Annotated in this window: 24 protein-coding genes; 10 read left to right on the plus strand and 14 right to left on the minus strand. The window is 72.0% G+C overall.

Annotated features, from left to right (window positions below):
• Window positions 1-34: 34 nt before the first annotated feature.
• The 6 genes from ACFWWU_RS09910 to ACFWWU_RS09935 all read right to left on the minus strand — a co-directional run bounded on the left by ACFWWU_RS09910 (window position 35) and on the right by ACFWWU_RS09935 (window position 8,653).
• Window positions 35-2,293 (minus strand): FG-GAP repeat domain-containing protein, encoded by a 2,259-nt coding sequence (locus tag ACFWWU_RS09910; protein WP_384141628.1) that lies wholly within the window; start codon window positions 2,291-2,293, stop codon window positions 35-37.
• Window positions 2,294-2,536: 243 nt separating this feature from the next.
• The gene (locus ACFWWU_RS09915) at window positions 2,537-2,752 is read right to left on the minus strand and encodes a hypothetical protein (protein WP_384141631.1); all 216 of its coding nucleotides are present in this window, start codon (window positions 2,750-2,752) and stop codon (window positions 2,537-2,539) included.
• A gap of 71 nt (window positions 2,753-2,823) precedes the next feature.
• Window positions 2,824-5,109: an FG-GAP repeat domain-containing protein gene (locus ACFWWU_RS09920; protein WP_384141633.1), complete on the minus strand. Its 2,286-nt coding sequence runs from the start codon at window positions 5,107-5,109 to the stop codon at window positions 2,824-2,826.
• A gap of 28 nt (window positions 5,110-5,137) precedes the next feature.
• A complete protein-coding gene (locus ACFWWU_RS09925; RefSeq protein WP_384141636.1) occupies window positions 5,138-7,417 on the minus strand; it encodes an FG-GAP repeat domain-containing protein in 2,280 nt (759 codons plus the stop codon).
• A 301-nt stretch (window positions 7,418-7,718) separates the two neighbouring features.
• A complete protein-coding gene (locus ACFWWU_RS09930; protein ID WP_384141898.1) occupies window positions 7,719-8,234 on the minus strand; it encodes a DUF664 domain-containing protein in 516 nt (171 codons plus the stop codon).
• A gap of 14 nt (window positions 8,235-8,248) precedes the next feature.
• Entirely contained in the window at window positions 8,249-8,653 is a 405-nt protein-coding gene (locus tag ACFWWU_RS09935; RefSeq protein ID WP_384141638.1) for a DUF1992 domain-containing protein, read from the minus strand.
• 173 nt (window positions 8,654-8,826) lie between these two features.
• Between ACFWWU_RS09935 and ACFWWU_RS09940 the strand changes: the two genes are divergently transcribed.
• Window positions 8,827-9,663, plus strand: coding sequence for a M23 family metallopeptidase (locus ACFWWU_RS09940; RefSeq protein WP_384141641.1), 837 nt, complete (start codon window positions 8,827-8,829; stop codon window positions 9,661-9,663).
• Between the two features lie 105 nt (window positions 9,664-9,768).
• Here ACFWWU_RS09940 and ACFWWU_RS09945 read toward each other — a convergent pair whose 3' ends face one another.
• Window positions 9,769-9,972, minus strand: coding sequence for a cold-shock protein (locus ACFWWU_RS09945; RefSeq protein ID WP_376445150.1), 204 nt, complete (start codon window positions 9,970-9,972; stop codon window positions 9,769-9,771).
• Window positions 9,973-10,243: 271 nt separating this feature from the next.
• Here ACFWWU_RS09945 and ACFWWU_RS09950 point away from each other — a divergent pair, with 271 nt between their 5' ends.
• The 3 genes from ACFWWU_RS09950 to ACFWWU_RS09960 are packed head-to-tail and all read left to right on the plus strand — an operon-like array spanning window position 10,244 to window position 13,024.
• A complete protein-coding gene (locus tag ACFWWU_RS09950; protein ID WP_384141644.1) occupies window positions 10,244-11,158 on the plus strand; it encodes a menaquinone biosynthetic enzyme MqnA/MqnD family protein in 915 nt (304 codons plus the stop codon).
• A 58-nt stretch (window positions 11,159-11,216) separates the two neighbouring features.
• Window positions 11,217-12,416, plus strand: coding sequence for a cyclic dehypoxanthinyl futalosine synthase (gene mqnC / locus ACFWWU_RS09955; RefSeq protein WP_384141647.1), 1,200 nt, complete (start codon window positions 11,217-11,219; stop codon window positions 12,414-12,416).
• An 8-nt stretch (window positions 12,417-12,424) separates the two neighbouring features.
• Window positions 12,425-13,024 carry a hypothetical protein gene (locus ACFWWU_RS09960; RefSeq protein WP_384141650.1) on the plus strand — a complete coding sequence of 200 codons (600 nt, stop codon included), beginning with the start codon at window positions 12,425-12,427 and terminating at the stop codon, window positions 13,022-13,024.
• Here the strand turns inward: ACFWWU_RS09960 and ACFWWU_RS09965 are convergent.
• Window positions 13,009-13,752, minus strand: coding sequence for a hypothetical protein (locus ACFWWU_RS09965; RefSeq protein WP_384141653.1), 744 nt, complete (start codon window positions 13,750-13,752; stop codon window positions 13,009-13,011). The genes ACFWWU_RS09960 and ACFWWU_RS09965 overlap by 16 nt on opposite strands.
• 8 nt (window positions 13,753-13,760) lie before the next feature.
• Complete coding sequence (locus ACFWWU_RS09970) at window positions 13,761-14,375, minus strand: SigE family RNA polymerase sigma factor (protein WP_384141656.1); 615 nt, start codon at window positions 14,373-14,375, stop codon at window positions 13,761-13,763.
• Window positions 14,376-14,590: 215 nt separating this feature from the next.
• On the opposite strand from ACFWWU_RS09970, the gene ACFWWU_RS09975 reads away from it, so the two are divergent.
• Window positions 14,591-15,283 (plus strand): demethylmenaquinone methyltransferase, encoded by a 693-nt coding sequence (locus ACFWWU_RS09975; protein ID WP_329621806.1) that lies wholly within the window; start codon window positions 14,591-14,593, stop codon window positions 15,281-15,283.
• Between the two features lie 16 nt (window positions 15,284-15,299).
• Here ACFWWU_RS09975 and ACFWWU_RS09980 read toward each other — a convergent pair whose 3' ends face one another.
• On the minus strand, window positions 15,300-16,772 hold the full coding sequence (locus tag ACFWWU_RS09980; protein WP_384141660.1) for a phosphodiester glycosidase family protein: 1,473 nt from the start codon (window positions 16,770-16,772) through the stop codon (window positions 15,300-15,302).
• Window positions 16,769-17,491 (minus strand): peptidase inhibitor family I36 protein, encoded by a 723-nt coding sequence (locus ACFWWU_RS09985; protein ID WP_384141663.1) that lies wholly within the window; start codon window positions 17,489-17,491, stop codon window positions 16,769-16,771. Before ACFWWU_RS09985 ends, ACFWWU_RS09980 begins: the two co-directional genes overlap by 4 nt.
• Before the next feature lie 146 nt (window positions 17,492-17,637).
• Between ACFWWU_RS09985 and ACFWWU_RS09990 the strand changes: the two genes are divergently transcribed.
• Window positions 17,638-18,924, plus strand: a complete 1,287-nt coding sequence (locus tag ACFWWU_RS09990; RefSeq protein WP_359671378.1) for a geranylgeranyl reductase family protein — start codon at window positions 17,638-17,640, stop codon at window positions 18,922-18,924.
• Window positions 18,925-18,967: 43 nt separating this feature from the next.
• Here ACFWWU_RS09990 and ACFWWU_RS09995 read toward each other — a convergent pair whose 3' ends face one another.
• Window positions 18,968-19,921: a hypothetical protein gene (locus ACFWWU_RS09995; protein ID WP_384141666.1), complete on the minus strand. Its 954-nt coding sequence runs from the start codon at window positions 19,919-19,921 to the stop codon at window positions 18,968-18,970.
• Window positions 19,922-19,957: 36 nt separating this feature from the next.
• Complete coding sequence (locus ACFWWU_RS10000) at window positions 19,958-20,371, minus strand: hypothetical protein (protein WP_384141669.1); 414 nt, start codon at window positions 20,369-20,371, stop codon at window positions 19,958-19,960.
• A 367-nt stretch (window positions 20,372-20,738) separates the two neighbouring features.
• On the opposite strand from ACFWWU_RS10000, the gene ACFWWU_RS10005 reads away from it, so the two are divergent.
• The 4 genes from ACFWWU_RS10005 (at window position 20,739) to ACFWWU_RS10020 (ending at window position 24,781) form a co-directional block, all read left to right on the plus strand.
• Complete coding sequence (locus ACFWWU_RS10005) at window positions 20,739-21,224, plus strand: hypothetical protein (protein WP_384141672.1); 486 nt, start codon at window positions 20,739-20,741, stop codon at window positions 21,222-21,224.
• Window positions 21,217-22,746: a peptidoglycan-binding protein gene (locus ACFWWU_RS10010; protein WP_384141675.1), complete on the plus strand. Its 1,530-nt coding sequence runs from the start codon at window positions 21,217-21,219 to the stop codon at window positions 22,744-22,746. The genes ACFWWU_RS10005 and ACFWWU_RS10010 overlap by 8 nt, the downstream gene beginning before the upstream one ends.
• Before the next feature lie 83 nt (window positions 22,747-22,829).
• Window positions 22,830-23,543: an ABC transporter ATP-binding protein gene (locus tag ACFWWU_RS10015; protein WP_384141900.1), complete on the plus strand. Its 714-nt coding sequence runs from the start codon at window positions 22,830-22,832 to the stop codon at window positions 23,541-23,543.
• A complete protein-coding gene (locus tag ACFWWU_RS10020; protein ID WP_384141679.1) occupies window positions 23,540-24,781 on the plus strand; it encodes an ABC transporter permease in 1,242 nt (413 codons plus the stop codon). The genes ACFWWU_RS10015 and ACFWWU_RS10020 overlap by 4 nt, the downstream gene beginning before the upstream one ends.
• Here the strand turns inward: ACFWWU_RS10020 and ACFWWU_RS10025 are convergent.
• Window positions 24,727-25,815 carry a helix-turn-helix domain-containing protein gene (locus tag ACFWWU_RS10025; protein WP_384141682.1) on the minus strand — a complete coding sequence of 363 codons (1,089 nt, stop codon included), beginning with the start codon at window positions 25,813-25,815 and terminating at the stop codon, window positions 24,727-24,729. The genes ACFWWU_RS10020 and ACFWWU_RS10025 overlap by 55 nt on opposite strands.
• Between the last annotated feature and the right edge of the window lie 39 nt (window positions 25,816-25,854).

A 25,854-nucleotide genomic window follows, 5' to 3' on the forward strand; every position in this document is an offset into this window, starting at 1 on the left:
GTAGGAGGTCTCGTCGACGCGCTCGGGTGGCGGGTCAGAACAGCAGGGAGCCGTCGCGGACGAACCGCCGCGACACGTCGATACCCTCCGTCTTCGGGAAGGGGTTCCGCCAGTCGCCGCTGCCGGGGTGGAAGGAGAGGCTGCCCGTGTCGCCGCCGGTCACATGGCGGACGACGAGGTCGGCACGGCCGTCGCGGTCGGCGTCGCCGACGGGGATGAGGTCGGTGTAGTAGCCCCAGTCGCTGTTCGCCCGGGTCCGGGTGGCGAAGGTGCCGTCGCCCTTGCCGAGGTAGAGCCAGTCGACGCCGTTCCTGTCACGGGCGATGAGGTCTCCGGCCGGGCCGCCGCCGATGTTCCCGGTGGCGGTGAGCTTGTTGTAGATCCCCCAGCCGCCGCCGACCTTCACGCGCGGCCGGAAGGGCGAGGTGGGGGAGCCCGTGCCCTTGTAGAGCCACAGGACGCCGTCCTTGTCGGTGGCGAGGAGGTCGCGGCGGCCGTCGCCGCTGACGTCGAGGCCCGCGGTGAGGTGGTTGTAGATCCCCCAGCCGCCACCGACCCGCACCCGTGTCGCGAGCGGGGCCGAGGGCTTGCCGGTGCCCGCGTACGACCACAGCACGCCGCTCCTGTCCCGGCCGAGCAGGTCGGCGTGCACGGTGCCGCCCAGGTTTCCGGGGGTGACGATCCGGTCGTACGTGTCCCATCCGGATCCGACGACGACCTCCGACAGGGTGTCCCTGCTGCTGCTGCTGTTCAGGAACTGTCGGGCGTCGAAGACCGAGAGCCGGCCGCCGCTGCGGAAGAGCAGGTCGGGCGCGGTGCTGTTCGAGAAGTCGTGCGGCCCCGGCTTGCCGACGACCTTCAGCGTGCCCTTCCGCTCGGTCTTCGGGCCGATGCCGTTGGTGGGCTCCGTCGTCAGCCGCCAGGTGTAGTCGCCGAGAGGGGCGGCCGTGCCGTCGTCGAGCAGACCGTCCCAGGCCTGCGCCGCGCCGCGGGTGGCGATGGTGAGCAAGGTCCGGCGCAGGCCCGTGGCCGTGTGCGTCAGCTCGATGGTCACCTTCCCGAAGCTGATGCCGGTGGCGTCCCACTTCAGGGTCGGGTCACCGCTCGCCGTGGTCAGGTCGACGGTCGCGGGGATGTTCACGCCGGTGACGGTGTACGCGAGGGGGCGGCCGGTGCTCGCTACGAGGGTGGTGGCCGGGGTCCCGTCCGGGCCGGTGGTGACCCGGTAGAGGCCCTCGCCGTGTTCGAGGGTGGCGCCGTGGACGAGCAGCTCGCCGTCGCTGCCGGGCAGGATGCGGAGTGTGAGGTCGAGGAGCTTGACCGTCCGGCCGTCGGTCAGGGAGCTGGCCGTCAGGGAGTGCAGGGGGTTGGGGCTGTACGACCAGGACCCCTCCCTGTCGGCGTACGTCACCCAGTTGTTGCCCAGGAACCCGAGCACCATCCGGCCACCCGTGCCGATCGGGACGCGGATGGACTCCTGTTGGCCGCGCGGGGCCACCCGGAGGGCCCTGGAGTCGCTGCCGTAGGCGTACGGCTCGGTCCAGGCCAGATGCGTGGCGGAAGCGGTCACGTCGGGGTTGCCGTCGGAGGCCGTGAGGACGCGGTCCTCCACGACCCGGGCGGTGGCGGTGTCCACGAGGGTGGCGCGCGAGGCCCGCTCCCCGGGGACCGCGTAGCGGATCAGCAGGGTGCCCGGTGCCGGTGCGGTCACGACGTGCTCGACGTTCTGGGCGGCCGCCGGAATCCCGGTGACGACACGGTCCTCAAGCGTGCCGTCCGGCTTGCCGACGAGGTGGAGGTCGACACCGCCCGCCGCGCGGGGGACCCGCATGACGAGGGTCGGGCCGTGGAGCGCGGCGAGCGTGGCGGTCGCGCCCAGGGAGCTCGTGTCGATGACCGTGGGGGCGGCGCCCGTGGCCATGTCGTACAGCGTGTACGTGCTGCCCTCGGTCTTCACGATCACGTCCGTACCGAGGCCGCCCCGGTATGCGCCCGCGGGCAGGACGGTGCTGACGCCGTCCGCGTACCGCGTCCACCGGTGGACGGTCGCGCCGGTCATGCCGCCCTTGTGCGAGGTCAGGAATCCCGTCGGCCCGTGGCCGAGGACCACGGAGTCCGGGAGGAGCGCGGCGACGCCCTCCTGTGCCGTGCTGCTCGAAGCGGCGGTCGTCGCCGTGGCCCCGGGGGTCGCGGCGGCCGGCCCGGCCGTCGTGAGCGTGCCCATGCAGGCGGCCGCGAGTGCCACGGCGACGGCGGCGGTGAGGTGGCGGCGGGACGTACGTGCGTGGGACAAAGCGGAGTTCTCCCTCGGGTGCTGTGGGTGCGGCGGCGTAGCCGCACCCACATGACCTCCGCGGGCGTCGCAAGGTTGTACGCCTGTCCGGAATGTGTCCGGTCCGTCAGGGCCGCCAGCTCCGTCGCGTCCATTACGACACGGACGTGAACTTCGTCCCCTCGCCCGTGTACAGGTTCGTGATCGTCTTGCCGAACACCGCCGTCGTCGGCCCCGTCGACCGGTACGCGTACGTGCCGCCCGTCAGCCGGAGGGGCCCGCGCCGACGATCCGGTACGTCGCCGGGATCCGGATCGGGTCGGCGGCGGTGGCGCCGGATGCGGCGGTGGCGGCCGACGCGGTGGTGACAGGAGCGGCGGTCGCCGGAGCGATGGCGGCCGTACCGGCGGTGACGGCGAGGACGGCGGTGACGGCGACGGCCGGCCGGTGGGGGCGGCCGCGTATGTGCGCGTGGTTCATGGCGTGTTGCCCCCTGAAGAGACCGGACGTGGCGCCTCGGCGGCACCACGCCCAGTCGGTGAACGGGTGTGTCAGATGACCGGGTTGTGTGCCGTCGAGCCCGGCAGGTAGACGTTCAGGAACTGGCGTCCCATGAGCGGCGCCGAGAGGTTGCCCGTGCCGTGGTGGACGTACGAGCCGCCGCCCGGGCTGTACGCGAACAGGTCGGCGCGGCCGTCGCCGTTGATGTCGCCGGCGCCGACGAGGTGGGTGTAGGCGCCCCAGCCGCCGCCGATCCGGACGCGGCTGCCGAGGGCGGTGCCGCCCGTGCCCGGGTACAGCCAGAGGACGCCGGCCGTGTCGCGGGCGAGGAGGTCGCCGTGCGTGGTGCCGCCGAGGTCGCCGACGGCGGTGATCTGGTTCATGGCGCCCCAGCCGCCGCCGACCCTCGTTCGGCCGCCGTACGGGGCCTTCCAGTTGCCGGTGCCCTTGTAGAGCCAGAGGACGCCGGTGTTGTCGGTGGCGAAGAGGTCGGACCAGCCGTCGCCGTTGACGTCACTGCCGCCGGCGATCTTGTTGTACGCGTTCCAGCCGGGGCCGATCTTGGTGCGGGGTGCGAAGGTGCCGTCGCCCTTGCCGAGGTACAGCCAGAGGTTGCCGTCCTTGTCCTTCGCGACGACATCGCCCGCGGAGGCGCCGGCGACGTTGCCCACGGCCTCGATGTGGCTGTAGACGCCCCAGCCGGAGCCGAGCAGCGTGCGCGTGGACGTGGGGACGCCGTCCGAGGGCGTCCTGCTGTTGATGTCGTCGCGCCAGACCCGGCCGGCGGAGTCCCGGGCGAGGATGTCCGGGGTGCCGTTGTCGGAGAAGTCGTGCGCGGCGGCCTTGCGGACCACCTTGAGGGCGCCGGTCTTCCTCACCTCGGGGCCGATGCCGCTGCGCGGCTTGACGCGGAGCTCCCAGGTGTAGTCGCCGTTGTAGGCGTCGATGGAGGAGTGGACGAGCTTGCCCGACCAGTCGACCGTGGCCTTGTTGCCGGGGTTGGCCGACGCGTTGTCGGTCCAGACGGAGATCTGCTCGGTCTTGCCGGTGCGGGTGTGCTTCAGCGTGAACGTGCCGTCCACGTTCGCCTGGGTCAGGGTCCAGCTGAACCTCGCCCCCCGGCTCTTGTCGAGGTCGACCACGGTCGGGGCGGCGTCCTGGGAGACGATCCCGAGCGCCGTCGGGGTGTTCGAGGTCGCGACCTTGGTGACGATCGGCGCGCCGCCCGTCTCGTTCGCCGAGACCTTGTAGACGCCCTCGCCCGCGCCCTCGGTGAGGCTGCCGCCGCGCACGACGAGGTTGCCGTCGGTGTCCGAGACCGCGGTGACGACGTGGTCGAGGAGCTTGACCGCTGCCCCGCCGCCGAGGGGGCGGGCGACCAGCGGGTAGTACGGCGACGGGCCGTTGGACTGGTAGCCACCGACGCTGGTGTAGGTCACCCAGTCGCCCAGGAGGCCCGTGCGCATCGACGCGCCGCCGGTGACGAGGCCCAGGTCGGTGGTCGTGGGCGCGCCGCCGCCGCGCGGGGCGGTGTGGAGGAGGGCGACGCGCTTCCCGCCGAGCGGTCCGTCGGGGTAGTCGTACTCGATCCAGGACCAGTGGGTCGCGGAGAGCGCGACGTCGCCGAACTCCAGCGAGCCCGCCGGGCGCGTCTCCAGGACCTCGCCGGTCACGGTGTCCACGGCGGCCATGTGGTAGCGGAGGGTTTCGGCGCGGCCCGTCTCGTACACGATGACGGCCGTGCCGGGCGTCGTCAGGACGACCTTGGTCAGGTTGGCGTTGCCCGGGATGCCGGGGACGGGGATGGAGGGCAGCTGGCCGGTGTTGCTCCCTCGGAGGATGCCGACGCTCACGGCGCCGGTGTTGCGGTCCTCGGTGGTGGTCACGAGAGCCGAGCCGATGGCCCCGCGCACGGAGGTGCCGTTGTTCATCGAGGTGCCGCCCACGGCGTTGCTCGGGTTGGCCATGTCCCACATCGAGTACGAGAGCGAACCGGGCTGATGGCCCCAGACGATGTCCGAACTCCGGCCGAAGAAAGAGGTGTTCGGCCTGTTCAGGACGGTGGTGGAGCCGTCGGCGTACTTCGTCCAGAGGAAGTCGGTGGTTTGGGTGTCGTAGTGCTGGACCGTGCTGAGGAAGCCGGTGGTCCCGGCGCTGGTGACCCGCGCGTTCTGCGGGATCGTGCCGATTGCCTCGGCCGTCTGCCCGACCGCCGGGCCGGGGACGGGGGCCGCCGTGGCGGGGGTGACGGCGAGGGCCGTGCCGGCCGTGAGCGCCAGGACGGCGGTGACGGCGGCGGCGAGGTGACGTCGGGAAGAGGTGCGCGAGCGATTCAAAGGATCGTTTCCTCTTGAGTCGTGGGTGTCAGAGTGCGTGCTGGTAGCCCGCGCCGCCGTACATCAGGATCTCGGCCTGGGTACGGCCCGCGAAGGGCGCGCTCCAGTTGCCGGTACCGGCGTAGACGTACGACGGGCGTCCCGGGCCACCCCACGCGTACAGGTCGGGGCGGCCGTCCTTGTTCGCGTCGCCGAAGCCGATGAGCTCGGTGTAGCCGTTCCAGCCGCTGCCGACCTTGACGCGGGTCGCGAACGTGCCGTCGCCCTTGCCGAGGTGGAGCCAGAGGACGCCGGCCGTGTCGCGGGCGACCAGGTCACCGGCCGGGCCTCCGGCCAGGTTCCCCACGGCCGTCAGCTGGTTGTAGGCGCCCCAGCCGCCGCCGAGCTTCTTCCGGGTGCCGAAGGGCGTGGTGGCGCTGCCGGTGCCCGGGTAGAGGTAGAGGTCCCCGGCCTTGTCGGTGGCGACGAGGTCGGCGCGGCCGTCCCCGGTCAGGTCGCTGCCGCCCGCGAGCTGGTTGTAGACGCCCCAGCCGGCGCCGATCTTCGTACGGGTCCCCAGCGGCTTCGTCTCGTTGCCGGTGCCCTGGTACAGCCACAGGACGCCGGTCTTGTCACGGGCGATCGTGTCGGCGACGTTCGTCCCCGCGACGTTCCCGACGGACTCGATCCGGTCGTACGCGTTCCAGCCGGCACCGACCGCCGTCCGCTGGTACGTGGGCGCGAGTTTCCGCGTGTACGAGTCGTACGTGGTGTCGACGCGCCACAGCGAGCCGCCCGTGTCCCGGGCGAACAGGTCCGGCGAGCCGTTGTCGCTGTAGTCGTGCGGCTTGACCGAGCGGACCACCGTGAAGGTGCCCGACTCGTTCACCTCGGGCCCGATGCCGTTCTGCGGGACGGCGCGGAAGGACCAGGTGTAGTCGCCGTTGAAGGCCGACTTGTCGCCCGGCGAGAGGTCGTCGACGAGGCCCTGCCAGGTGATGCCGAAGGTGGTGTCGTCGAAGGTGTGCTGGGAGGGGTACTCGCGGCGCACCTTCAGCAGGCGGGTGTAGGACTGGCCGGTCCTCTTGTGGGTGAGCTTCAGGTGGACGTCGGCGTTGAGCCGGGACATCCGCCACTTCAGCTCGGTCTCGCGGTCCCGGTCGAAGTCGATGACGGCCGGCACCTGCGAGCCGAGGTAGGTCAGCGCGGTCGGCTGTCCGGTCGTCGCGACCTTCTCGACGGCGAGCTGCCCGCCGCCGGGGGAGGAGACCTTGTAGAGGCCCTCGCCGTTCGCGACCGTGCCGCCGCGCACGAGCAGGGAGCCGTCGCCCGCGGACTCCATCGAGTTGGCGTACGCGGCGATTTCGACGGGCTCGGAGGTCGGACCGGCCGTCAGGTCGACGGCCTGCACCTTGGTGTTCGGGAACGTCCCGTTGTCGGTGAGCTCGCTCGGGGCGCCGTACACCAGCCAGTTGCCCGCCAGACCGATGAAGTACTCGTCGGTGACGGGGAAGGCGTGCCGCTTCGCGACGCGGGTCTTCCGGTCGACCGTGGTGTAGACGATGCCCTCGCTCTCGGAGAACGCGGTCCAGGCGACGTGCGTGGCCGAGAGGGCCAGCCGGGAGTGGAGGGAGTGGAGGGTGTCGGACACGCCGGCGGGGTAGGTCTCGACGACCGCGCCGGTGGTCACGTCGATGACGGCACGGGCGTTCGTGCGCAGGTCGGAGGAGCCGGTCTCGTAACCGACGAGGATCTTGCCGTCGAGGACGGGCGCGTCGGCGAAGAAGCCGTTCGCGTCGGCGGGGAGGCCGGTCACCTCGCGTTCGCGGGCGGTGCCGTTCTCGTCGGTGACGATGAGCAGTTTCTCGGTGTCGTCCGAGGCGACCCGCTTGGCGAGGACCGAGTCCGGTCCGAGGGCCTCGACGTACCTGGCCCACAGCGAGCCGAGGTCGAAGTGGACGGGGGGCGTGCCGGGGACCGCCATGTTCCGGAGCGTGACGGAGCGCATCAGGTGCGGGGCGTTCGAGTCCCCGATGACCAGGATGTCCGTGCCCGTACGGTCGACGCCGCCGCCCGCGGCGTACATGACCTCGGTTGAGATGCCGTCCACGTACCGGGTCCAGTGGAGCTCGCCGCCCGCGTTCCGGGTCAGGAAGCCGGTGGCGCCGGCGCCGGCGATCTTCGCACCGATCGGGAACGGCACGGTCGCGTCCTCGGCGTTGGCGCCCTTGGCGCCCTCGGGGGCCGTGATGCCCGCCGGTCCGGCGGCCAGGGCGGCCGGTCCGGCGGCCACGGCCGTACCGGCGGTGATCGCCAGGACGGCGGTCACGGCGGCGACGAGATGACGGCGACGAGCGGACGAACGGTTCTGCAAGGTCAATTCCCCCCAGGAAAAACAGACATGGCGACTGCCACGTCCGGTTGGACTCGCGAGGGTGATCAGTGGTTGTACGAACCGCTCGAACAAGTGGGCCGCGGTTCGGGCCGCGGTCCTCCCCAGGGGCCGACCGCGCGCGACACAGGCTGCGCGGCGCGGCCGTGACGCGCGGAGGCGGCCGGTGGTACCCCCCCAACCGAACGTCACCTCACGCGAAGATCGAGCGGAGGCTACCAGCCCCCGCTGACACGCGTCATGACGTTTCCCGCCGCTCCACCACGCCCCGGACGAACGCCGCCTGGCCCGCGTGCTGGAGGTCGTCCGCGATCACGGAGACCAGCCGGACACCGAGGGTCACCGGCGGGTCCCAGGCCGTGTCGACGACCCGGCCCAGGTCGGCGTTCGTCACCGAGCCGATCAGCTCCACCGTCCGCGCGTGCACGGCGTCGTGGTACCCGAGCAGCAGCTCCGCCGGCGCGCGCACCGCGCCGGCCTCGGCGCGCGTCTGCCCGTACCCGGTGGCCCGCCGGGAGAACGGCAGGTCGAAGCGGCTGGCCCAGCCGTCCGACGTCCACAGCTGCTTCGTGTCGAACGCGTCCGCGAGGTGGTCGTCCTGGATCCGGGTGAGGTGCCAGACGAGCCAGGCGACCGAGTTGGCGTCCGGGTCGATCCGGGCGGCGAGCTCGTCCTCCGTCAGTCCCTCCACGGCCGCGTGGACGGCTTCCTGGACCCGTCCGAACGAGTCCACCAGCAGACCGGCGCTGTTCACGGGATGCACGGCGTTCACGGGAGGCTCCTCTCCGCCTTCCACCGTTCCACCGCCGCCTCGACGTCGAAGAGCGTCAGGTTGAGCGGGGGCCCGGCCGGCGGCCGGGCGAGGGCTTCGGCGATCTTCGTGTTGATCTCGCCGAGGATCCGGCGGACCCGGCTCTCCGAGACGGCCGCGGCGACCGCCTCCTCCGCGTCCTCGGCCTCCTTGCGCAGGGCCAGCGAGGGCGGCAGCACGGACGCGCCCTCGCGGTGCATCTTGCCCTTGATCCACCACAGTTCGTCGTACGGGGCGGAGTCGTCGGGCAGCGGCTTCCCGAAGCCGGGGAGGCTCCGGAACTCGCCTCGCTCCGAGGCCTCCCGGATCTGCTTGTCGACGAATGACTCGAAGCTCACGCCCGGCGGTTTCCGTTCGGTCATGTGTCCAGACTACGTAACCGCCGTCGTACGGGTGTGGTCCTCGCGGTCTACTGCGGCACGCGATCTTCCGGCACGCTGTGGTGCGTTCAACGCGCGTCGACCCCTGCAATCACTGGCAACCACTGGCAACCACTGGCAACCACTGGCAATCACCGGCAATCACCGGAGGACGCATGCGTGCACGGATCACCCCGCTCGGCACCCTGCTCGCGCTCGTCGCGGGCCTGCTCACCGCGCTCGTCACGACCACCCCCGCCCAGGCGGCGCCGCTCTTCAAGGCGCCCTACCCGTGCGGTCAGAAGTGGACCTACGGCCACCACTCCGCCGAGGTCCGCCAGGCCCTCGACTTCATCCGCGCCGACGGCGGCACGACGGCCGGAACCCCGGTCCTCGCCTCGGCGTCCGGGACCGCCTACCGCTACTCCCAGCCGAGCGGCGCGGGCAACTACATCGTGGTCGACCACGGCAGCGGCTGGAAGACGTACTACTTCCACCTCAACGCCTACTCCGTCGCCAACGGCGCCCGGGTCGCCCAGGGGCAGCAGATCGGCACCACCGGCTCCACCGGCAACAGCTCCGGCGCCCACAGCCACTACGAGCAGCTCTACAACGGCGTCGGCCAGTCCATCGTCATCAACGGCGCCTCCCTCGCCCCCTACCCGGGCTCCTACGGCTCCAAGTACCTGACGAGCGACAACGGCTGCTCGGGCGGCGGAGGCGGAAAGTACTGGGTCGACACCTTCGCCCACGCGACCGGTTACGCCCAGGCGAACACCAACGACGCCCAGGGCGTGCTGAACGCGGGCACGAACTACGTCTTCTGCAAGGTCTGGGGCCAGGAGGTCCGGGACGCCTCCGGGAACTTCAACCACTGGTGGCTCAGGACCGACCTCGACACCGTCTACGCCGGGAAGAACGGCTACGGAGCGTACGTGTCCGCGTACTACCTGTCCCGCTGGGGCAACGACGAGGCCCGCGACAACAACGGGGCGGTCATCCCCACCTGCTGACCGCGCGGGAGCGGGAAAAGGCAGGAGCCCCGCTCGTGCCCTGAGGCGCGGAGCGGGGCTCCTTGGGTACTGCTCTAGTCCAGCGCTGACGCCGACCCGGGCACCTTAGGCCGGGGTGACGTTCTCCGCCTGCGGGCCCTTCGGGCCCTGCGTGACGTCGAAGGTCACGGGCTGGTTCTCCTCAAGCGAACGGAAGCCGTTCGCGTTGATCGCGGAGTAGTGGACGAAGACATCCGGGCCGCCGCCGTCCTGGGCGATGAAGCCGAAGCCCTTTTCAGCGTTGAACCACTTGACGGTTCCGGTAGCCATAAGCCCTCCTTGGGCCAAAGGGTTGCCCTGCTCCAGAACCTGCAAACAAGTCTGAAAACTACAAAAGCCTGCGGGTTACATGCTCCGCAGGCTCTGTACTGCAAGGGAAACCAAACTGCAACTTGCGAATGAGCCTAGCACGCAGGATGCGGCGGGCGGTAGAGGGAAAGATCACGTCACTCGCATGTTTGATCTGCGGTTCCGTGCTGATGTCAGCCGTGTCGTGAGCCCCGGCGACGCCCGCGCCGCGAGGCGGGTCTAGCCTCGCAATGTGGACAATGCAACCGACGACGCAACCGGCGCCCACCAGCGCAGCCGGCCCCGCGTCGGACACATCCAGTTCCTGAACTGCCTGCCCCTTTACTGGGGGCTCGCGAGGACCGGAACGCTCCTCGATCTCGAGCTCACGAAGGACACCCCGGAGAAGCTCAGCGAGCGCCTCGTCCGGGGCGACCTCGACATCGGCCCCATCACCCTCGTCGAGTACCTCCGGAACGCGGAGGACCTCGTCGCCCTCCCCGACATCGCCGTGGGCTGTGACGGCCCCGTCATGTCGTGCGTGATCGTCTCCCAGCGGCCGCTCCGCGAGCTGGACGGGGCCCGGGTGGCGCTCGGTTCCACCTCCCGCACCTCGGTGCGCCTCGCCCAGCTGCTGCTCGCCGAGCAGTACGGGGTGAAGCCCGACTACTACACCTGCCCGCCGGACCTCGGCGTGATGATGCAGGAGGCGGAGGCGGCCGTCCTCATCGGCGACGCCGCGCTCCGGGCCTCCCTGCACGACGCTCCCCGCCTCGGGCTCCAGGTCCACGACCTGGGCCTCATGTGGAAGGAATGGACGGGGCTGCCCTTCGTCTTCGCGGTGTGGGCGGCGCGCAAGGACTACCTGGCGCGCGAGCCGGAGACCGTCCACGAGGTGCACCAGGCGTTCCTGGCCTCGCGGGACGTCTCCCTCGAAGAGGTCGCCAAGGTCGCCGAGCAGGCCGCCCGCTGGGAGACCTTCGACGCGGAGCTCCTGGAGCGGTACTTCCGGACACTCGACTTCCGCTTCGGCCCGGAGCAGCTCGCGGGAGTGCGGGAGTTCGCCCGCCGCACCGGCCCGACGACGGGTTTCCCGGCCGACGTCCGGGTGGAGCTGCTCGCGCGGAACCCGCGGGACACCCTGCGGAACACCCTGAGGAAGCCGTGAGAACCCCTGGCGTACGCTGGTTCGGACGATCAGAACCCCTCCGAAAGGGACGTACCCGGTGACCGAGAAGGCCGAGCTCCAGTCCGTTCTCGACCGCGCAGCCGCGGGTGGCCGGATCACCCCCGAGGAGGCGCTCGACCTCTACCGCTCGGCGCCCCTGCACGCGCTGGGCGCCGCCGCCGACGCCGTGCGCCGCCGCCGGTACGCGGGGACCGAGCACATCGCGACGTACATCATCGAGCGCAACATCAACTACACGAACGTCTGCGTGACGGCGTGCAAGTTCTGCGCCTTCTACGCCGCGCCGAAGGACACCAAGAAGGGCTGGACCCGCGACCTCGACGACATCCTGCGCCGCTGCGCGGAGACCGTGGAGCTCGGCGGCACCCAGATCATGTTCCAGGGCGGCCACCACCCGGACTACGGCGTCGAGTACTACGAGAAGCACTTCGCCGCGATCAAGCAGGCCTACCCGCAGCTCGTCATCCACTCCCTCGGCGCCTCCGAGGTCGAGCACATGGCCCGGATCTCCGGCGTTTCCGTCGAGGAGGCGATCACCCGCATCCACGCGGCCGGTCTCGACTCCTTCGCGGGCGCCGGCGCCGAGCTGCTCCCCGAGCGGCCGCGCAAGGCCATCGCCCCGCTCAAGGAGAGCGGCGAGCGCTGGCTGGAGATCATGGAGATCGCCCACAAGCTGGGCGTCGAGTCGACGTCCACCATGCTGATGGGCACCGGCGAGACCAACGCCGAGCGGATCGAGCACCTGCGGATGATCCGTGACGTGCAGGACCGGACGGGCGGCTTCCGGGCCTTCATCCCGTACACGTACCAGCCCGAGAACAACCACCTCAAGGGCCGCACGCACGCCACGCTCTTCGAGTACCTGCGCATGATCGCGATCGCCCGGCTGTTCTTCGACAACATCGCGCACATCCAGGGCTCGTGGCTCACCACGGGCAAGGAGATCGGCCAGCTGACGCTGCACTACGGCGCCGACGACCTCGGCTCGATCATGCTGGAGGAGAACGTCGTCTCCTCGGCGGGCGCCAAGCACCGCTCCAACCTGCGCGAGATGATCGACATGATCCGCACGGCGGACCGCGTCCCGGCGCAGCGCGCCACGACGTACGAGCACCTCGTCGTCCACGACGACCCGGCGAACGACCCGGTCGACGAGCGCGTCGCCTCCCACATCTCGTCCACGGCGATCGAGGGCGGCACGGCGCACCCCGAGCTGAAGCTCCTCGACGCCAACTGAAGGCGCCCATGCTGACGATCCACTTCGCCGAGGCGTCGCCCGAGACCGCCGTCCTGGTCGACGGCGCCGTCCTCGCCGCCGTCGGCCCGTACGAGGACCTGGCCGCCCTGCGCCCCGAGGCGCGGGTGCGGCAGTGGCCCGGCATCCTCACGCCCGGACTGCTCAACCCGTACGGGCCCGAGTTGCTCGAAGGCATGTACCACCCGGACCCCCGCGAGGCCGCGGGGTTCGGCACCGAGCCGATCCCCGGGGAGCGGGCGCAGCGGATCTTCCGCATGGACCCCTCGCGCCGGGGCGCGTCCGCGCGCCGCGGCGTGCAGCGGATGCTCGCGCACGGGACGGTCGCGGTAGCCGGCGAGCTCCGCGGCCAGGCGGCGGCGGACGCCGTGCGCCGGGCCGGTCTGGCCGTCGGCCGCCGCCCCGACAAGCTCCCGGCCGGCCCGTCCTTCTCGCCGGCGCCGCTGATCCTCCTGCCCGGTCTGGCCCCGGGAGGCCCGGCCCGCTTCGCCGTCTTCGACGTCCCGGACCGGGCGGCCCTGGTCCGGCTCGGCCCGTCGACGTGCGTCGCCACCGTGATCGGCGGCCGACTGGTCTACCGCGCCCGCTGATCCGTCCAGAAGACCGTTCCGGGCTCATCCAGGGGCGGCAGCGGCGGGTCTGTGGGCTTCCCCAGGGGCGGCTCCATCGGACGCGCGTCCGCTTCCTTCACCAGCTCCAGGAAGCGCGGGTCCTTGGCCACGGTGAAGATGTCGCGTGCCGTCACCGGCACCACCGCCTTCCCCGCGTAGACGGTGAGCGAGGCCACGCTCTTGCGGTAGTAGTACTGCACGGTCGACCTGATGGTCGGCCACTCGCTGGTCGGGCCGCGCCTCAGCCGCGTGTCCTCCTCGCAGGCGGGGGCGCAGAGCCGGGTGATCCAATCAGCTTCAGGCTGCACCGACACGACCATGCGGAAGGTCTCGCCGCCCGCCGTGATCCGGTACTCCTCCACGTCGCCCTGCACGGGGCGGACGTCGGTGATCGTCTCGGGCAGCCGCTCGTCCAGCAGCGCCGCCATCCGCCGCTGGTACTCCGCTCGGCGCTCCCGCTCGGCCTCGCCGACGGCGTGCGTCGCCACCCCGGCGACGTCCGTCCCCGGACTCGGCAGCAGCGTGAGACCGAGGGCCCCCACCGTGAGCACGCCGAACGCCGCCGCCCCGACCGCGAACCGGGCCCGGGCCCGCCGCCTGCGGCCCTCGCGCACGGCGAGCGGGGCGAGGTCGGGCAGCGGCGGCAGACCGTCCACCGTCCGGTCCATGGCGTCGCGCAGCAGATCGGTGTTGTCGTTGTTCTCCACGGTGGACCTCAGCTTTCCGTGAGCGAGAGCCCGGCATCCGCCAGGCGTACGCGAAGTCGGGCGAGTGAACGGGAGCACTGGCTCTTGACGGTGGCCTCGCTGCACCGCAGCAGGGTCGCCACGGAGGCCACGCTCTGGTCCTCCCAGTAGCGCAGCACGACCATCGCCCGTGCCCGGGGCGGGAGTTCGGCGAGCGCGCCGAGCAGCGTCACCCGCAGATCGGTGTGGTCGGCGGCCGGTGCCGGGTCCGTGCCCCCGGTCCGGGTCAGCGCGAGCAGGTCGCGCAGCCGGCGCCGCCGCTCGGACAGGAAGGTGCGGGTCAGCACCGTCTTGGCGTACGCGTACGGGTGATCGGCGGCCCCCGCCCGCCGCCAGTGCTGGTACAGCTTGGCCAGCGTGGTCTGGGTCAGGTCCCGGGCGGTCTCGGCGTCGCCGCAGAGCAGGTACGCCGTGCGGTACAGCCGCTGCTGGGCGGCCCGGGCGAACTCCTCGAACCCGGCGACCGACCCGACGTCCGCCCCTCCCCCCTGCCCGACGTCCGCCGCTCCCCCCTGCCCGACGTCCGCCCCGCCCCCCGACCCGACGTCCGACTCCGTGGCTCTCGCTTCGGTCGACACTGCCATCGCACTCCTTCTCCCCTTGCCGTCGTGCCCCCGCCGTCGTGGCGCGTGCGCGTGCTCGACCGTCCTTGAGCACGCCCGGTCCCGAAAGGTTGAAAGGAGTTCCGGGAAATCGTGCCGCCCGCCCTGCCGCCCGGCGGGCCCGCTCCGGGCGGCAGGGCCCCGCCTGCCAGAATGGGTGGATCCGTCCGCACCCGATCTTGCGAGGCCGAACGCCAGTGACCCGCGCAACCCTGGACAAGCAGCCGCACGAAGTCGCCTCGATGTTCGACGACGTGGCGGCGAACTACGACCTCACCAACGACGTGCTCTCCCTGGGCCAGGACCGCCGCTGGCGCAAGGAGGTCGCGAAGGCCGTCGACGCCCGCCCCGCGCAGAAGATCCTCGACCTCGCGGCGGGTACGGCCACGTCCTCGCAGCCGTTCGCCCGCGCGGGCGCGTACGTCGTGCCCTGCGACTTCTCGATCGGGATGCTCCAGGTCGGCAAGAAGCGCCACCCGTGGATGCCGTTCACGGCGGGCGACGGCATGAAGCTGCCCTTCCGTGACGACGTCTTCGACGCCGTCACGATCTCCTTCGGGCTGCGGAACATCCAGGACACCGAGGCGGCGCTGCGCGAGCTGTACCGGGTGACGAAGCCCGGCGGCCGGGTCGTCATCTCCGAGTTCTCGCACCCCACCTGGGCGCCGTTCCGCACGGTGTACGAGGAGTACCTCATGCGCGCCCTGCCGCCGGTGGCCCGCGCGGTCTCCTCGAACCCCGACGCGTACGTGTACCTGGCCGAGTCCATCCAGTCCTGGCCGGACCAGCCGACCCTGGCGGGCATGCTCCAGAAGGCCGGCTGGTCGAAGGTGGCCTGGCGGAACCTGACCGGCGGGATCGTCGCGCTCCACCGGGGGTTCAAGGCCTGAGGGGTGTCCCCGGCGGCTACTTGGCGTACATGCCGTAGCCGCTGATCCCCGCGTACACGGTGTCGGCCACGTGCCGGTGCACGTATGCGCCGCTCACCCGGTCCGTCGGCGGGGTGTGCGTCGTGGTGCCCGTCATCAGCGTCGCCGAGCCGCCGCCGTCCAGGTTGAGCGCGTCGATCAGGCCGAGCTCCTCGGAGTCGAGGAGCTCGGCGAACTTGTGCAGGAACGCGCCGTCCTCGTGGGTGGTCTTGTTGTCCGGCTGGACCTGCCCGGTCAGCGTGACGAGCACCGGACGGCCGTTCACGTTGGTGCCGACCGCCACCCGCGAGTCGGTGCAGACCGTGGTGCCGACCGTCTTGCCCGGGCCCGTCTGGTTGCAGGTGTCGGGGAGTTCCTGCGGGATCGAGCCGTCGCGGAGCAGCTGGTGGAAGGAGCTCACGATGTCGACCGACGGGTCCAGCGTGATCTCCCGGTCGAGCCGGGTGTCGCGGAGCTTCTGGCCGACCGCCACCTTGGTGCCGACGGTGGCGTGGTCGCGCAGCCACGTGGCGCCCTTGCCGACGCCCTGGAGGATGCGGCCGCCGGACGGGACCTTGACCTGCGCGGCCGCGGTCGCACCGCCGCGGCCCGCACGGGCGGCCGTGACCTTGTCCGTGGAGTCGAGGACGACCTCGAAACCGGGGTCGTCCTCGGTGGTGACCGTCGGGTCGAGACCGGGCTTCGGCACCGGGAACTTGTAGTCGTCGGTGAACAGGACGATCTCGTCGGGGTCGGTGTAGACGCCCTTCTGCCCGGAGACCGACTCGAGGACGAGCCGGTCATCGGCGTCCCGGGCGCAGCCGCGGGCGCGGCCCGGGTCCCGGTTGATGTCGTCGAGGTGGACGGGGATCCCGTCGGCGGCGGTGAGCGTGAGGTTGGTCAGGAGCGTGGTGATGTACGGGACGCCGTACTGGATCACGGCGCCCGAGGTGCCCTTGCCTCCGTTCCAGCAGCTGGAGCTGTGCAGGACGCCGTCGGTGACGGCGACGCCCATGTGCTGGAGGGTGGTGGGCTCGGTGTCGGCGGGATCGGTGTGGGGGGCCACGATGTGGTCGGGGTGTTTCTTCTCCGACTTGAACAGGCCGCCGTTCACACCGGCCACGGGGTGCCGGGCCGAGGTGCCGGCCCCGGCGAGCTGCTCGGCGACCGTCTCGGCCACGCCGTCGCCCGCGCCGATGGTGCTCTCCAGGCCGATGGGGGCGGAGAGCGGGTCGATCTCGACGATCTGGAGGATGCGGGGTCTTTCGCGGTTGTCGAGGTTCTTCTCGATCCACGTGGTGCGGGTGACGCCGGGGACGCTCAGGTCGACGACCGTGCTCTCTTCCCAGTTCCTGGCGAGCTCGCTCGACGTGTTCACCGAGTCGGGGGCGGCGGCGGCCGAGGTGGTCAGGGCGAGGGCCGCGGTGAGCGCGGCGGCCACGGCGAGAGCCGGGCGCAGGGGCGTGGTCACTGGCACTCCGAGGTTCCGTTGACGAGTTCGTGGGAGCGGAACGCGCCCGCGAGGGAGCCGGGGACGGTGATGCTGTCGCCGCGGAGCACGACGTAGGCGCCGTAGGACGTGGTGCCCTCGGTCCAGGTGCCGGTGTAGTCGGGCTTGAGGTAGAAGCACAGGTGCTTGGCGGTCCGGTTCCACACGGACTTGGGGGCGACCTCGGCGCCGTAGCTGTTGCCGAGGTTCTGGGTGGCGGGGTCGACGGCCGGGACGTGGACGGTCATCGCGCCGCGCCCGTTGCGCTCGGCGAAGGTGCAGACCTTGCCGTTCTCGCAGCGCTCGTAGCCGGTGAAGCACAGGGCGCGGGTGGGCACGAGCTTGTACGAGGCGACGGTCCAGCGGACGCCGTCGGTCACGTACTCGTCGTCGTTGCCCGGCTTGACGGTCTGGAGGTAGCCGCCGTACTGGTCGGTGCTGTAGACGCAGCCCCACATGCGGGTGTTGTTCTGCACGGAGAGGGTGGTGCCGGGGTGGTCCTCGTCCTTGCCGCCCTCGGCGACGTCCAGGCGGGTACCGGTGCCCCCGGAGCCGTCGTAGAGACAGAACTGGCCCTGCGGGCAGTCGTCGAAGGAGTCGGGACCGGCGCTCGCGGGCAGCACGAGGAACACCGAGCAGAGGAGGGCGAGGACGGCCGTGATCAGCGCGCCCCGCCGTAGGTCGAATCGAAAGTCGGTCACGGAAGATCAATCTGCCATCCCGTCCGGCGCAGGGGAACACATGTTCACCTTGTGGGAATGCGGTGGGGTGACCCTCCGCTTCCTCCGCACCGGCCCCCCATAGACTGCGATACGTCCTCATCGCCGAACTTCCGGGAGACTCCGCCGTGACCGAGCAGCCCCTCTCCGAGCACACCGCAGATGTGATCGTCGTCGGGGCGGGCCCGGCCGGCTCCACCACCGCGTACTACCTCGCCAAGGCCGGACTCGACGTCCTGCTCCTGGAGAAGACCGCCTTCCCCCGCGAGAAGGTCTGCGGCGACGGCCTCACCCCCCGCGCCACCAAGCAGCTCGTCTCCATGGGCATCGACATCTCCGAAGAGGCCGGCTGGCTGCGGAACAAGGGCCTGCGGATCATCGGCGGCGGCGTCCGCCTGGAGCTCGACTGGCCGGAACTCGCCTCGTACCCGGACTACGGGCTCGTCCGCAAGCGCGACGACTTCGACGAGCAGCTCGCCCGGCAGGCGCAGAAGGCCGGCGCCCGGCTCTACGAGCGCTGCAACGTCGGCGCCCCGATCGTCGACGACCGCACCGGCCGCATCACCGGCGTCCACGCCAAGCTCGGCGACGAGAAGCGCGAGGTCACCTTCCACGCCCCGCTCGTCGTCGCCGCCGACGGCAACTCCACCCGGCTCTCCCTCGCCATGGGCCTGCACCGCCGCGAGGACCGCCCGATGGGCGTCGCCGTCCGCACGTACTTCACCTCGCCCCGCCACGACGACGACTACCTGGAGTCCTGGCTGGAGCTGTGGGACCGGCGCGGCCCGCAGGACCGGCTGCTCCCCGGCTACGGCTGGATCTTCGGCATGGGCGACGGCACGTCCAACGTAGGCCTGGGCATCCTCAACTCCTCCTCCGCCTTCCGCGAGCTGGACTGGCGCGAGGTCCTCAAGGCCTGGTGCGCCTCGATGCCGGAGGACTGGGGCTACACCCCGGAGAACATGACGACGCCGATCCGCGGCGCCGCCCTCCCGATGGCCTTCAACCGCCAGCCGCACTACACGAAGGGCCTGCTGCTCGTCGGCGACGCGGGCGGGATGGTCAATCCGTTCAACGGCGAGGGCATCGCGTACGCCATGGAGTCCGGCCAGATCGCGGCCGACGTCATCGTCCAGGCCCACGCCCGGACGACCCCCGCCCAGCGCGAACTGGCCCTGCGGAACTACCCGCAGGTCCTCAAGGACACCTACGGCGGCTACTACACGCTCGGCCGCGCCTTCGTGAAGCTCATCGGCAACCCGAAGGTCATGAAGATCGCTACCCAGCGCGGCCTGACCCACCCGCTGCTGATGAAGTTCACCCTCAAGATGCTGGCGAACCTCACGGACCCGACGGGCGGCGACGCGATGGACCGCATCATCAACGGCCTCTCGAAGGTGGCCCCGAAGGCCTGAACGCCCGCGGCGTGGCCCCGCGGGTCTTCTGGAGCCTGCGGGGTCAGCCGTTGACCGAGGCCGCCTTCTTGATCCGTTCGTCCAGCTCGACCTTGACCTGTTTCAGGGTCTCGGCGTGCTGGTTCATGAGCTCGTTCTGGAACCCGACCTCGGCGGTGTACCAGAGGGCGACCAGATCCGTCCGCTTCTTGCAGGCCACGTCCTGCCTCGCGGCGGCGATCGCCTTGGCGCCGCCGAACTCGGCCTCGGATTTCAGGCCGAGGGCCGCCTGCGGGGAGACGGGGTCGGTGACGCGGTACCCCTTCTCCGCCATGCACGCCGACCACGCTGAGACGGCCTTCGTCACCTTCGGGGACTGCCTGGCCCGGGAGAACGCCTCCGACTCCATCCCGAAGACGTAGAGCAGGTCCACGGGGTCCTTCCGCACCGCGTAGAGCCGGAGGTGCCCCTCCCGGCCACAGCCGCCGACCGGCACCTTCTGCCCGTTGAGCGTCCGGCCGCTGTCGGTCTTCCGCGACTCCTCCAGGGTGAGCGGCGGAAGGACGAGGCCGCCCCCCGGCTTGGACTTGAGCGGCGGGCCGCTCAGCGCCAGCTGCTCGGCCGAGGAGAGGGACTCCTCGGCCGGCTTGTCGGGTCCGGGGCCGACACCGGGCTTGACGTACCCGTACCGGGCCACCGTCGCCTCGTCCGTGACCCCGTACCGCGACGTGGTGCTCCTGGTGGGCGGCAGGGGACGGACCGGTGGTCGGTACGTGAACCCGAACCGCTTCATGCAGTCCGCCGTCAGCAGGTCCTGCGCCTTCTCCAGGCCGCGGATCTGCTCGTTCGACGTCTTGTACGGGTCCAAGGGGTACGCCAGCTGGGCGGCAGCCGTCCCGGACGGGTCGGAGGGCGGCTTCGCGCCCGCGGACACGGCCGGTTCGCCCGACGAGCAAGCGGTGAGGAGCCCCGTACTCAGCAGGAGAACAGCGGCGGTGAGCGGACGTCGGGGACGCATGAGGGCTCCGGGAGGGGCGAGGCGGGGAGGAGAGGGTCAGCGGGCCTTGAAGTGGTAGACCGAGGAGACCTGGTTCTTGAACGTCGTGGAGAAGGTGTCGAAGCGGTCCGCGGGTATCCAGCCCTCGATGCCACCGGCCGCGGCGCCGGTGTAGACGTACCAGGTGACCTTGTCCTTGTTGAAGTACGAGGCGGCGTTGTTGCCCACGGCGTAGCCCTGGCCGGGACCGGGGGTGATGAACCTGTCGTTGGAGAGGTCGCCGTCCGCCATGTACAGGTCGATGAACGAGCCCCCGAGAGCGGAGTTGTAGAACAGGCCGAACTCGCGGATGTCCAGGTAGCCGTCCCTGGTCACGGCCGAGGCCGTGCCGGCGTTCGCCAGTACGCCTGTTCCGAGGGTGCCGAGGACGACGACGGTGCTGAGGGCGCGCCGGAGGGCGGTGTTCTTCATGTCCTTGCCTTTCGGTACGAGGGAGGCTGCACAAGAGCTGTGTGACGGTCGGGGCCTGCGTGGCGCCGACAGGGAAGTACACGACACCGCCGGGGAGTTGGCCCGCAGAGGTCCGCGACTATGTCAGGTCCGTAAGGGCCGACGCGCCGCACTTGGCGGAAACTGCAACAGGCGGGCCCCGCATGCCAGTTGGAGGATCGGCGCCCTCTCTCCCGTGTGGTTAGAGTGGCACCGGTCGAGCAACCGTACGAGGCGCTCGGCCCGTTCCGCGCCGAGCCGTGGAGGCGCGCCGCGCCACCGGCTCCGAGCGCCGCCCCCCGTATCGGGACGTCCCGGGCTCGGGGCCCCCGGATAAGGACGTGCATCGATGAGACGCCCGCTGGCCGCTTCCCTGCTTCTCGCCGCTCTGGCGCTCACCGGGTGCGGGGGTGACACCGAACCCGCCGCCTCCCGTCCCGTCCCGACCGCTGTGGCGGAGGCCGCCTTCGTCCCGTTCTACGACTGCCTCGCCGAGCAGGGGCTGAAGCTCGTGGACACGGAAGGCGGCGCCAGGCGGGTCGACAAGGACGCCAACAGCGAGAAGGCGCAACGCGAGGCCGACAAGGCGTGCAGGAGCCTGATGCCCGCCGAACTGCCCGTAGATCAGGCGCAGTTGAAGCGGGACAAGGCGGTGTCCGAGTGCGTCCGGCGCAACGGATTCCCCGACTACCCCGACCCGGACCCGAAGACCGGGCGGCTGCCGGAGAGCGAGGCGGTGAAGTACGACGCCGGGCTCCCCGAGATCCTCCGGCAGTGCCGCCCGGTGGCCGCGGAGAACCAGGAAGGCCAGGGAAGCGCGGTCGACGGTGGCTGAGCCCTCCGGCCCGGACGACCTGGGCACCGTCACCACCCGCGAGGCCCACACCCGCCGCGGCCGCCTGTGGATCGGCGCCCTCGTCGTCGGTGCCGTCGTGCTCACCGGGGCCGGTGTCCTCGCCGGTACGGTGATCAAGTCCCCGGCGCAGATCGCCGCCGACGCCGAGCCGCCGCCGCCCGACGTGCTCACCGCGCCCGTGGAGCGGCGGGTCCTCCACGAGACCGTCGTCCTGCGCGGCACCGTCGCCGCGGGCCAGAGCATCCAGGTCGCACCCGTGGTCTCCGGCGGCGAGGGCGGGACGCCCGTCGTCACCAAGACGCCCGCCGCCGTCGGTGCCGCGGTGCGCCCCGGGCAGGTCCTGCTGGAGATATCGGGCCGCCCCGTCCTCGTACTGAAGGGGCGGCTGCCCGTCTACCGCGACCTCAAGCCCGGGGCGACCGGCGACGACGTCGCCCAGCTCCAGGCCGCGCTCGCCGCGCTCGGGTACGGCCGGGGCGGCGACGTGAAGGGCGTCTTCGGCGCCGGGACCAAGGACGCCGTCACGGCGTTCTACTCTTCCGTCGGGTACGACCCCCGGCCCGCCCAGGACGACGACGGCGCGGCCGTCGACGGCGCCACGGCCGCGGTGACCGCCGCCGAACGCGCCGCCGAGGACGCCCAGGACGCCCAGGACGCCCTGACGGACGAGAAGGACGACAACGACGACAACGACGACAAGGGCGATAGGAACGACAACGACGACGACGAGGACAAGGCCAGGGCGAAGGACCTGCGCAAGGCCCGCGACCGGGCCCTCGCCGATCTCGCCACCGTCCGGACCGCGCTGGACAAGGCGTGGGCCGCCGCCGGACCCATGGTCCCGGCCGGGGAGGTCGTCTTCGTGGAGCGCTTCCCCGCCCGGGTGGCCTCCGTCGCCGTGCGTCCCGGCTCCCCGGTGTCGGGCACGCTGATGACCCTGTCCTCCGGCCGGCTCCTGGCGCAGGGCCACCTCCAGGACCACCAGAAGGGCATGGTCAGGCCCGGCCAGAAGGTCCGCGTCCTCGACGAGGTCTCCGGCACCGAGCTCACCGCCGAGGTGGCGACCGTCGCCACCACCGCCACCAGCCCGCGCACCGAACCGCGCAACACCGGCGGCGGGGGAGAGGGCCAGGACGGGACGGTCGCCCCCGCGGACGGTCCCGCCGGCTTCCTCCTCACCGCCGTGCCCGAGAAGGAGATCCCGCCCGCCCTCGCCGGCCAGGAGGTACGGCTGACGATCGAGGCCGCCTCCACCGACGGCGAGGCCCTCGTCGTCCCCGTCACCGCCGTGTCGGCGGGCGCGGACGGCCGGACGCTGGTCACGGTCGTCGACGGGAACGGGCGCCGGAACCCCGTCGAGGTGCGGACCGGCACGCTCGGCGACGGGTACGTCGAGGTCGTACCGCTCGTGGCGGGCGGTCTGGCGGAGGGCGCGGACGTCGTGACCGGGGTCGCCGGGGCGGCCACCGGCGGCGCTCCGGGCGGTCGGGGGCCGCAGTGAGCGCACTCGTGCGACTCGTACGCCGCCGACGGGACCGGCAGCCCGTCCCGCCGCCCGCCCCGGCCGGTCCGGACGCCCCCGTCATGGAGTTCCGCCGGGTCGGCCTCACCTACCCCGGCCCGCCGCCCGTCCAGGCCCTGCACCCCTGTGAACTCACGGTCCGCCACGGCGAGTTCGTCGCCGTCGTCGGCCCCTCCGGCTCCGGCAAGTCCACCTTCCTGAACGTCGCCGGACTCCTCGACGCCCCCTCCGAGGGCACCTACCTCCTCGACGGGATCGACACGGCCGCCCTCTCCGACGCCGACCGCACCGCCCTGCGCGGCCGCCGCATCGGCTTCGTCTTCCAGGCCTTCCACCTCATGCCGCACCGCAGCGCCACGGAGAACGTGATGCTCTCCATGGTGTACTCGGCCGTGCCCCGCGCCGAGCGCCGCACCCGGGCCGGGGAGGCGCTGACACGCGTCGGCCTCGCCCACCGCGTCGACGCGTTCCCGGGCCGCCTGTCGGGCGGTGAGCGCCAGCGCGTCGCCATCGCCCGCGCGCTGGCGGGCCGGCCCTCGCTGCTGCTCTGCGACGAGCCGACGGGAAACCTCGACTCCGGCAACGCGGAGACGGTCCTCGCGCTCCTCGGCGAACTCCACGCCTCCGGCATGACGGTCGTCGTCATCACCCACGACGGCGAGGTCGCCGCACGCGCCGGTCGCACGGTCACGATCCGCGACGGATTCCTGAGCGAACGGCGCCGCGCGGAAGAGCACCCGGACGGCGCACCCCGCACGGAACGGAACCCCGCATGAGACGCCGCCCCCGGCCCGGCGGGGTCGTCGAACCCTCCCGCCTCACCCCCCGGGACGCGCTCTCCGAGGCCGTCGCGGGCATGCTCCAGCGTCCCGGCCGGTCGGTGCTCACCGCGCTCGGCACGGTCCTCGGCGTCGGCACCTTCGTCGCGATCCTCGGCCTGACGGCGACCGCGTCCTCCCGGATCGACGCCCGGTTCGACCTGCTGACCGCCACCGAGGTCACCGTCGAGGACATCGCCCAGGAACAGGACGAGTTCGCGGGACCCGGCTTCCCCGCCGACGCGGACGCCCGGATCGGGCGGCTCGGCGGCGTCCGGGACGCCGGGGTCTACTGGACGGTCCGGCTCGGCCCGGACGTCACCGTGCGCGCCGCACCCGTGGGCGACGGTGCGGACGGCGTCCCGGTCGACGTGGTCGCCGCCTCGCCCGGCGCGCTCAGGGCCGCCGTCCCCCACCTCGCGCAGGGCCGGCTCTACGACGAGTTCGCCTCGTCGAAGGCGCAGCCGGTGGCGGTCATCGGGGCGGCCGTCGCGGCCCGGCTCGGTATCACCACCCTGGAGACCCGGCCCGCGGTGTTCATCGGCGACGAGCCGTTCGTCGTGGCCGGCATCGTCGACGACGTCGAGCGCAGGCCGGACGTGCTGATGTCGGTGAGCGTGCCCCGCACGACCGCCGAGCGGATGTGGGGTCCGCCCGGGGCCGGTGAGGCGAGGATGCTGGTCGCCACGGAGACCGGGGCCGCCCGGCAGATCGCGGACGAGGCCCCGGTCGCGCTGCGCCCCGACCATCCGGAGTATCTGAAGGCCGTCCCGCCGCCGGACCCGAGGGCGCTGCGGGCGGGCGTCACCGGCGACCTCGACCAGCTGTTCCTGCTGCTCGCCGGGGTCTGTCTGGTGATCGGCGCGGTCGGCATCGCCAACACCACCCTGGTCGCGGTCCTGGAGCGGACCGGTGAGATCGGTCTGCGGCGGGCCCTGGGCGCCCGGGCGCGGCACGTCACCGTCCAGTTCCTCACGGAGTCCGGGGCCCTGGGCGCGGTCGGCGGGCTCGTCGGGACGGCGCTGGGCGTGTCCACGGTGATCGGGGTGGCGCTCGTCCGGGACTGGACCCCGGTCGTCCATCCCGGGGCCGTCGTCGCGGCCCCGGCGATCGGGCTGGTCACCGGCGTGCTGGCCGGTCTCTACCCGGCCTGGCGGGCCTCCCGTATCGAACCGGCCGAGGCACTCCGCCACTGACCCGTACCCGTACCCGTACCCGTATCCGTACCCGATCCCCCGGAGGAAGGCGGCCTGAACGCCCGCCGGTAGTCGCTCGGGGAGACCCCGACCGTACGGGTGAAATGGCGCCGCAGGTTGGCCGCGGTGCCCAGACCGCTGCGGTCGCCGATCTGCTCCACCGGCAGATCGGTCGACTCCAGCAGGGTCTGCGCCCGCGCGACCCGCTGCTGCAGCAGCCACTGCAACGGCGTGGTCCCGCAGGTCTCCTGGAGCCTGCGGTGGAAGGTCCGGGGGCTCAGCCGGGCCCGCCGGGCCAGGTCCTCCACGGTCAGCGGCTCGGCCAGGTGCTCCGTCGCCCACTGGAGGACCGGGCCGAGGCTTTCGTCGTCGCGGGGCGGCAGCGGCGCCTCGATGAACTGGGCCTGTCCGCCGGTCCGGTGGGCGGGCACCACGAGCCGCCGGGCCAACTGGCCCGCCACGCTCGCGCCGAGGTCCGCGCGGACCAGGTGCAGGCACAGGTCGAGCGCGGCGGTGGCACCGGCGCTGGTCAGCACCGACCCCTCGTCCGTGTAGAGCACGGAGTCGTCCACGATCACCGCGGGGTGGCGGGCGGCGAGCTGCGCGGTGTGCTGCCAGTGCGCGGTCGCGCGCCGGCCGTCGAGGAGCCCGGCGGCGGCGAGCGCGAAGGCCCCCGTGCACAGGGAGACCATGCGGGCACCGGAGTCGGACGCCGCGCGCAGGGCCGCCACCAGATCGGCGGGCACCTCCTCGCCGTCGTCGACCACCGCCTCGGGTACGGACGGCACGATGACCGTGTCCGCGCCGACGAGCGCGTCGAGGCCGTACTCGGCGCGCAGGGAGAGCGGTCCCGGCGCCGGCGCGGCCGTCGGGTCACCGCACAGGCGCAGCTCGTACCAGCGCGCGGCCAGGTCCGGCTGCGGGATGCCGAAGACCGCGCACGCGATGGAGATTTCGTACAGCTCCCAGAGGGTGGGACCGACCCTGCCGTCCGGTACGACGGCGATGGCGACGACTCCCGCTCCTCTGCTCATGACCGCCAGGCTATGGCAGGAACCGTGCGCACAGGGTCA

Source organism: Streptomyces sp. NPDC058650 (assembly GCF_042717315.1).
Lineage (GTDB): Bacteria > Actinomycetota > Actinomycetes > Streptomycetales > Streptomycetaceae > Streptomyces.

Coding starts and splice junctions, on each gene's coding strand:
- ACFWWU_RS09995 (WP_384141666.1), bottom strand. CDS start 19,921: ATGCGTCCCCGACGTCCGCTCACCGCCGCTGTTCTCCTGCTGAGTACG.
- ACFWWU_RS09915 (WP_384141631.1), bottom strand. CDS start 2,752: ATGAACCACGCGCACATACGCGGCCGCCCCCACCGGCCGGCCGTCGCC.
- ACFWWU_RS09940 (WP_384141641.1), top strand. CDS start 8,827: ATGCGTGCACGGATCACCCCGCTCGGCACCCTGCTCGCGCTCGTCGCG.
- ACFWWU_RS10020 (WP_384141679.1), top strand. CDS start 23,540: ATGAGACGCCGCCCCCGGCCCGGCGGGGTCGTCGAACCCTCCCGCCTC.
- ACFWWU_RS10005 (WP_384141672.1), top strand. CDS start 20,739: ATGAGACGCCCGCTGGCCGCTTCCCTGCTTCTCGCCGCTCTGGCGCTC.
- ACFWWU_RS10015 (WP_384141900.1), top strand. CDS start 22,830: ATGGAGTTCCGCCGGGTCGGCCTCACCTACCCCGGCCCGCCGCCCGTC.
- ACFWWU_RS09960 (WP_384141650.1), top strand. CDS start 12,425: ATGCTGACGATCCACTTCGCCGAGGCGTCGCCCGAGACCGCCGTCCTG.
- ACFWWU_RS10000 (WP_384141669.1), bottom strand. CDS start 20,371: ATGAAGAACACCGCCCTCCGGCGCGCCCTCAGCACCGTCGTCGTCCTC.
- ACFWWU_RS09945 (WP_376445150.1), bottom strand. CDS start 9,972: ATGGCTACCGGAACCGTCAAGTGGTTCAACGCTGAAAAGGGCTTCGGC.
- ACFWWU_RS09970 (WP_384141656.1), bottom strand. CDS start 14,375: ATGGCAGTGTCGACCGAAGCGAGAGCCACGGAGTCGGACGTCGGGTCG.
- ACFWWU_RS09935 (WP_384141638.1), bottom strand. CDS start 8,653: ATGACCGAACGGAAACCGCCGGGCGTGAGCTTCGAGTCATTCGTCGAC.
- ACFWWU_RS10025 (WP_384141682.1), bottom strand. CDS start 25,815: ATGAGCAGAGGAGCGGGAGTCGTCGCCATCGCCGTCGTACCGGACGGC.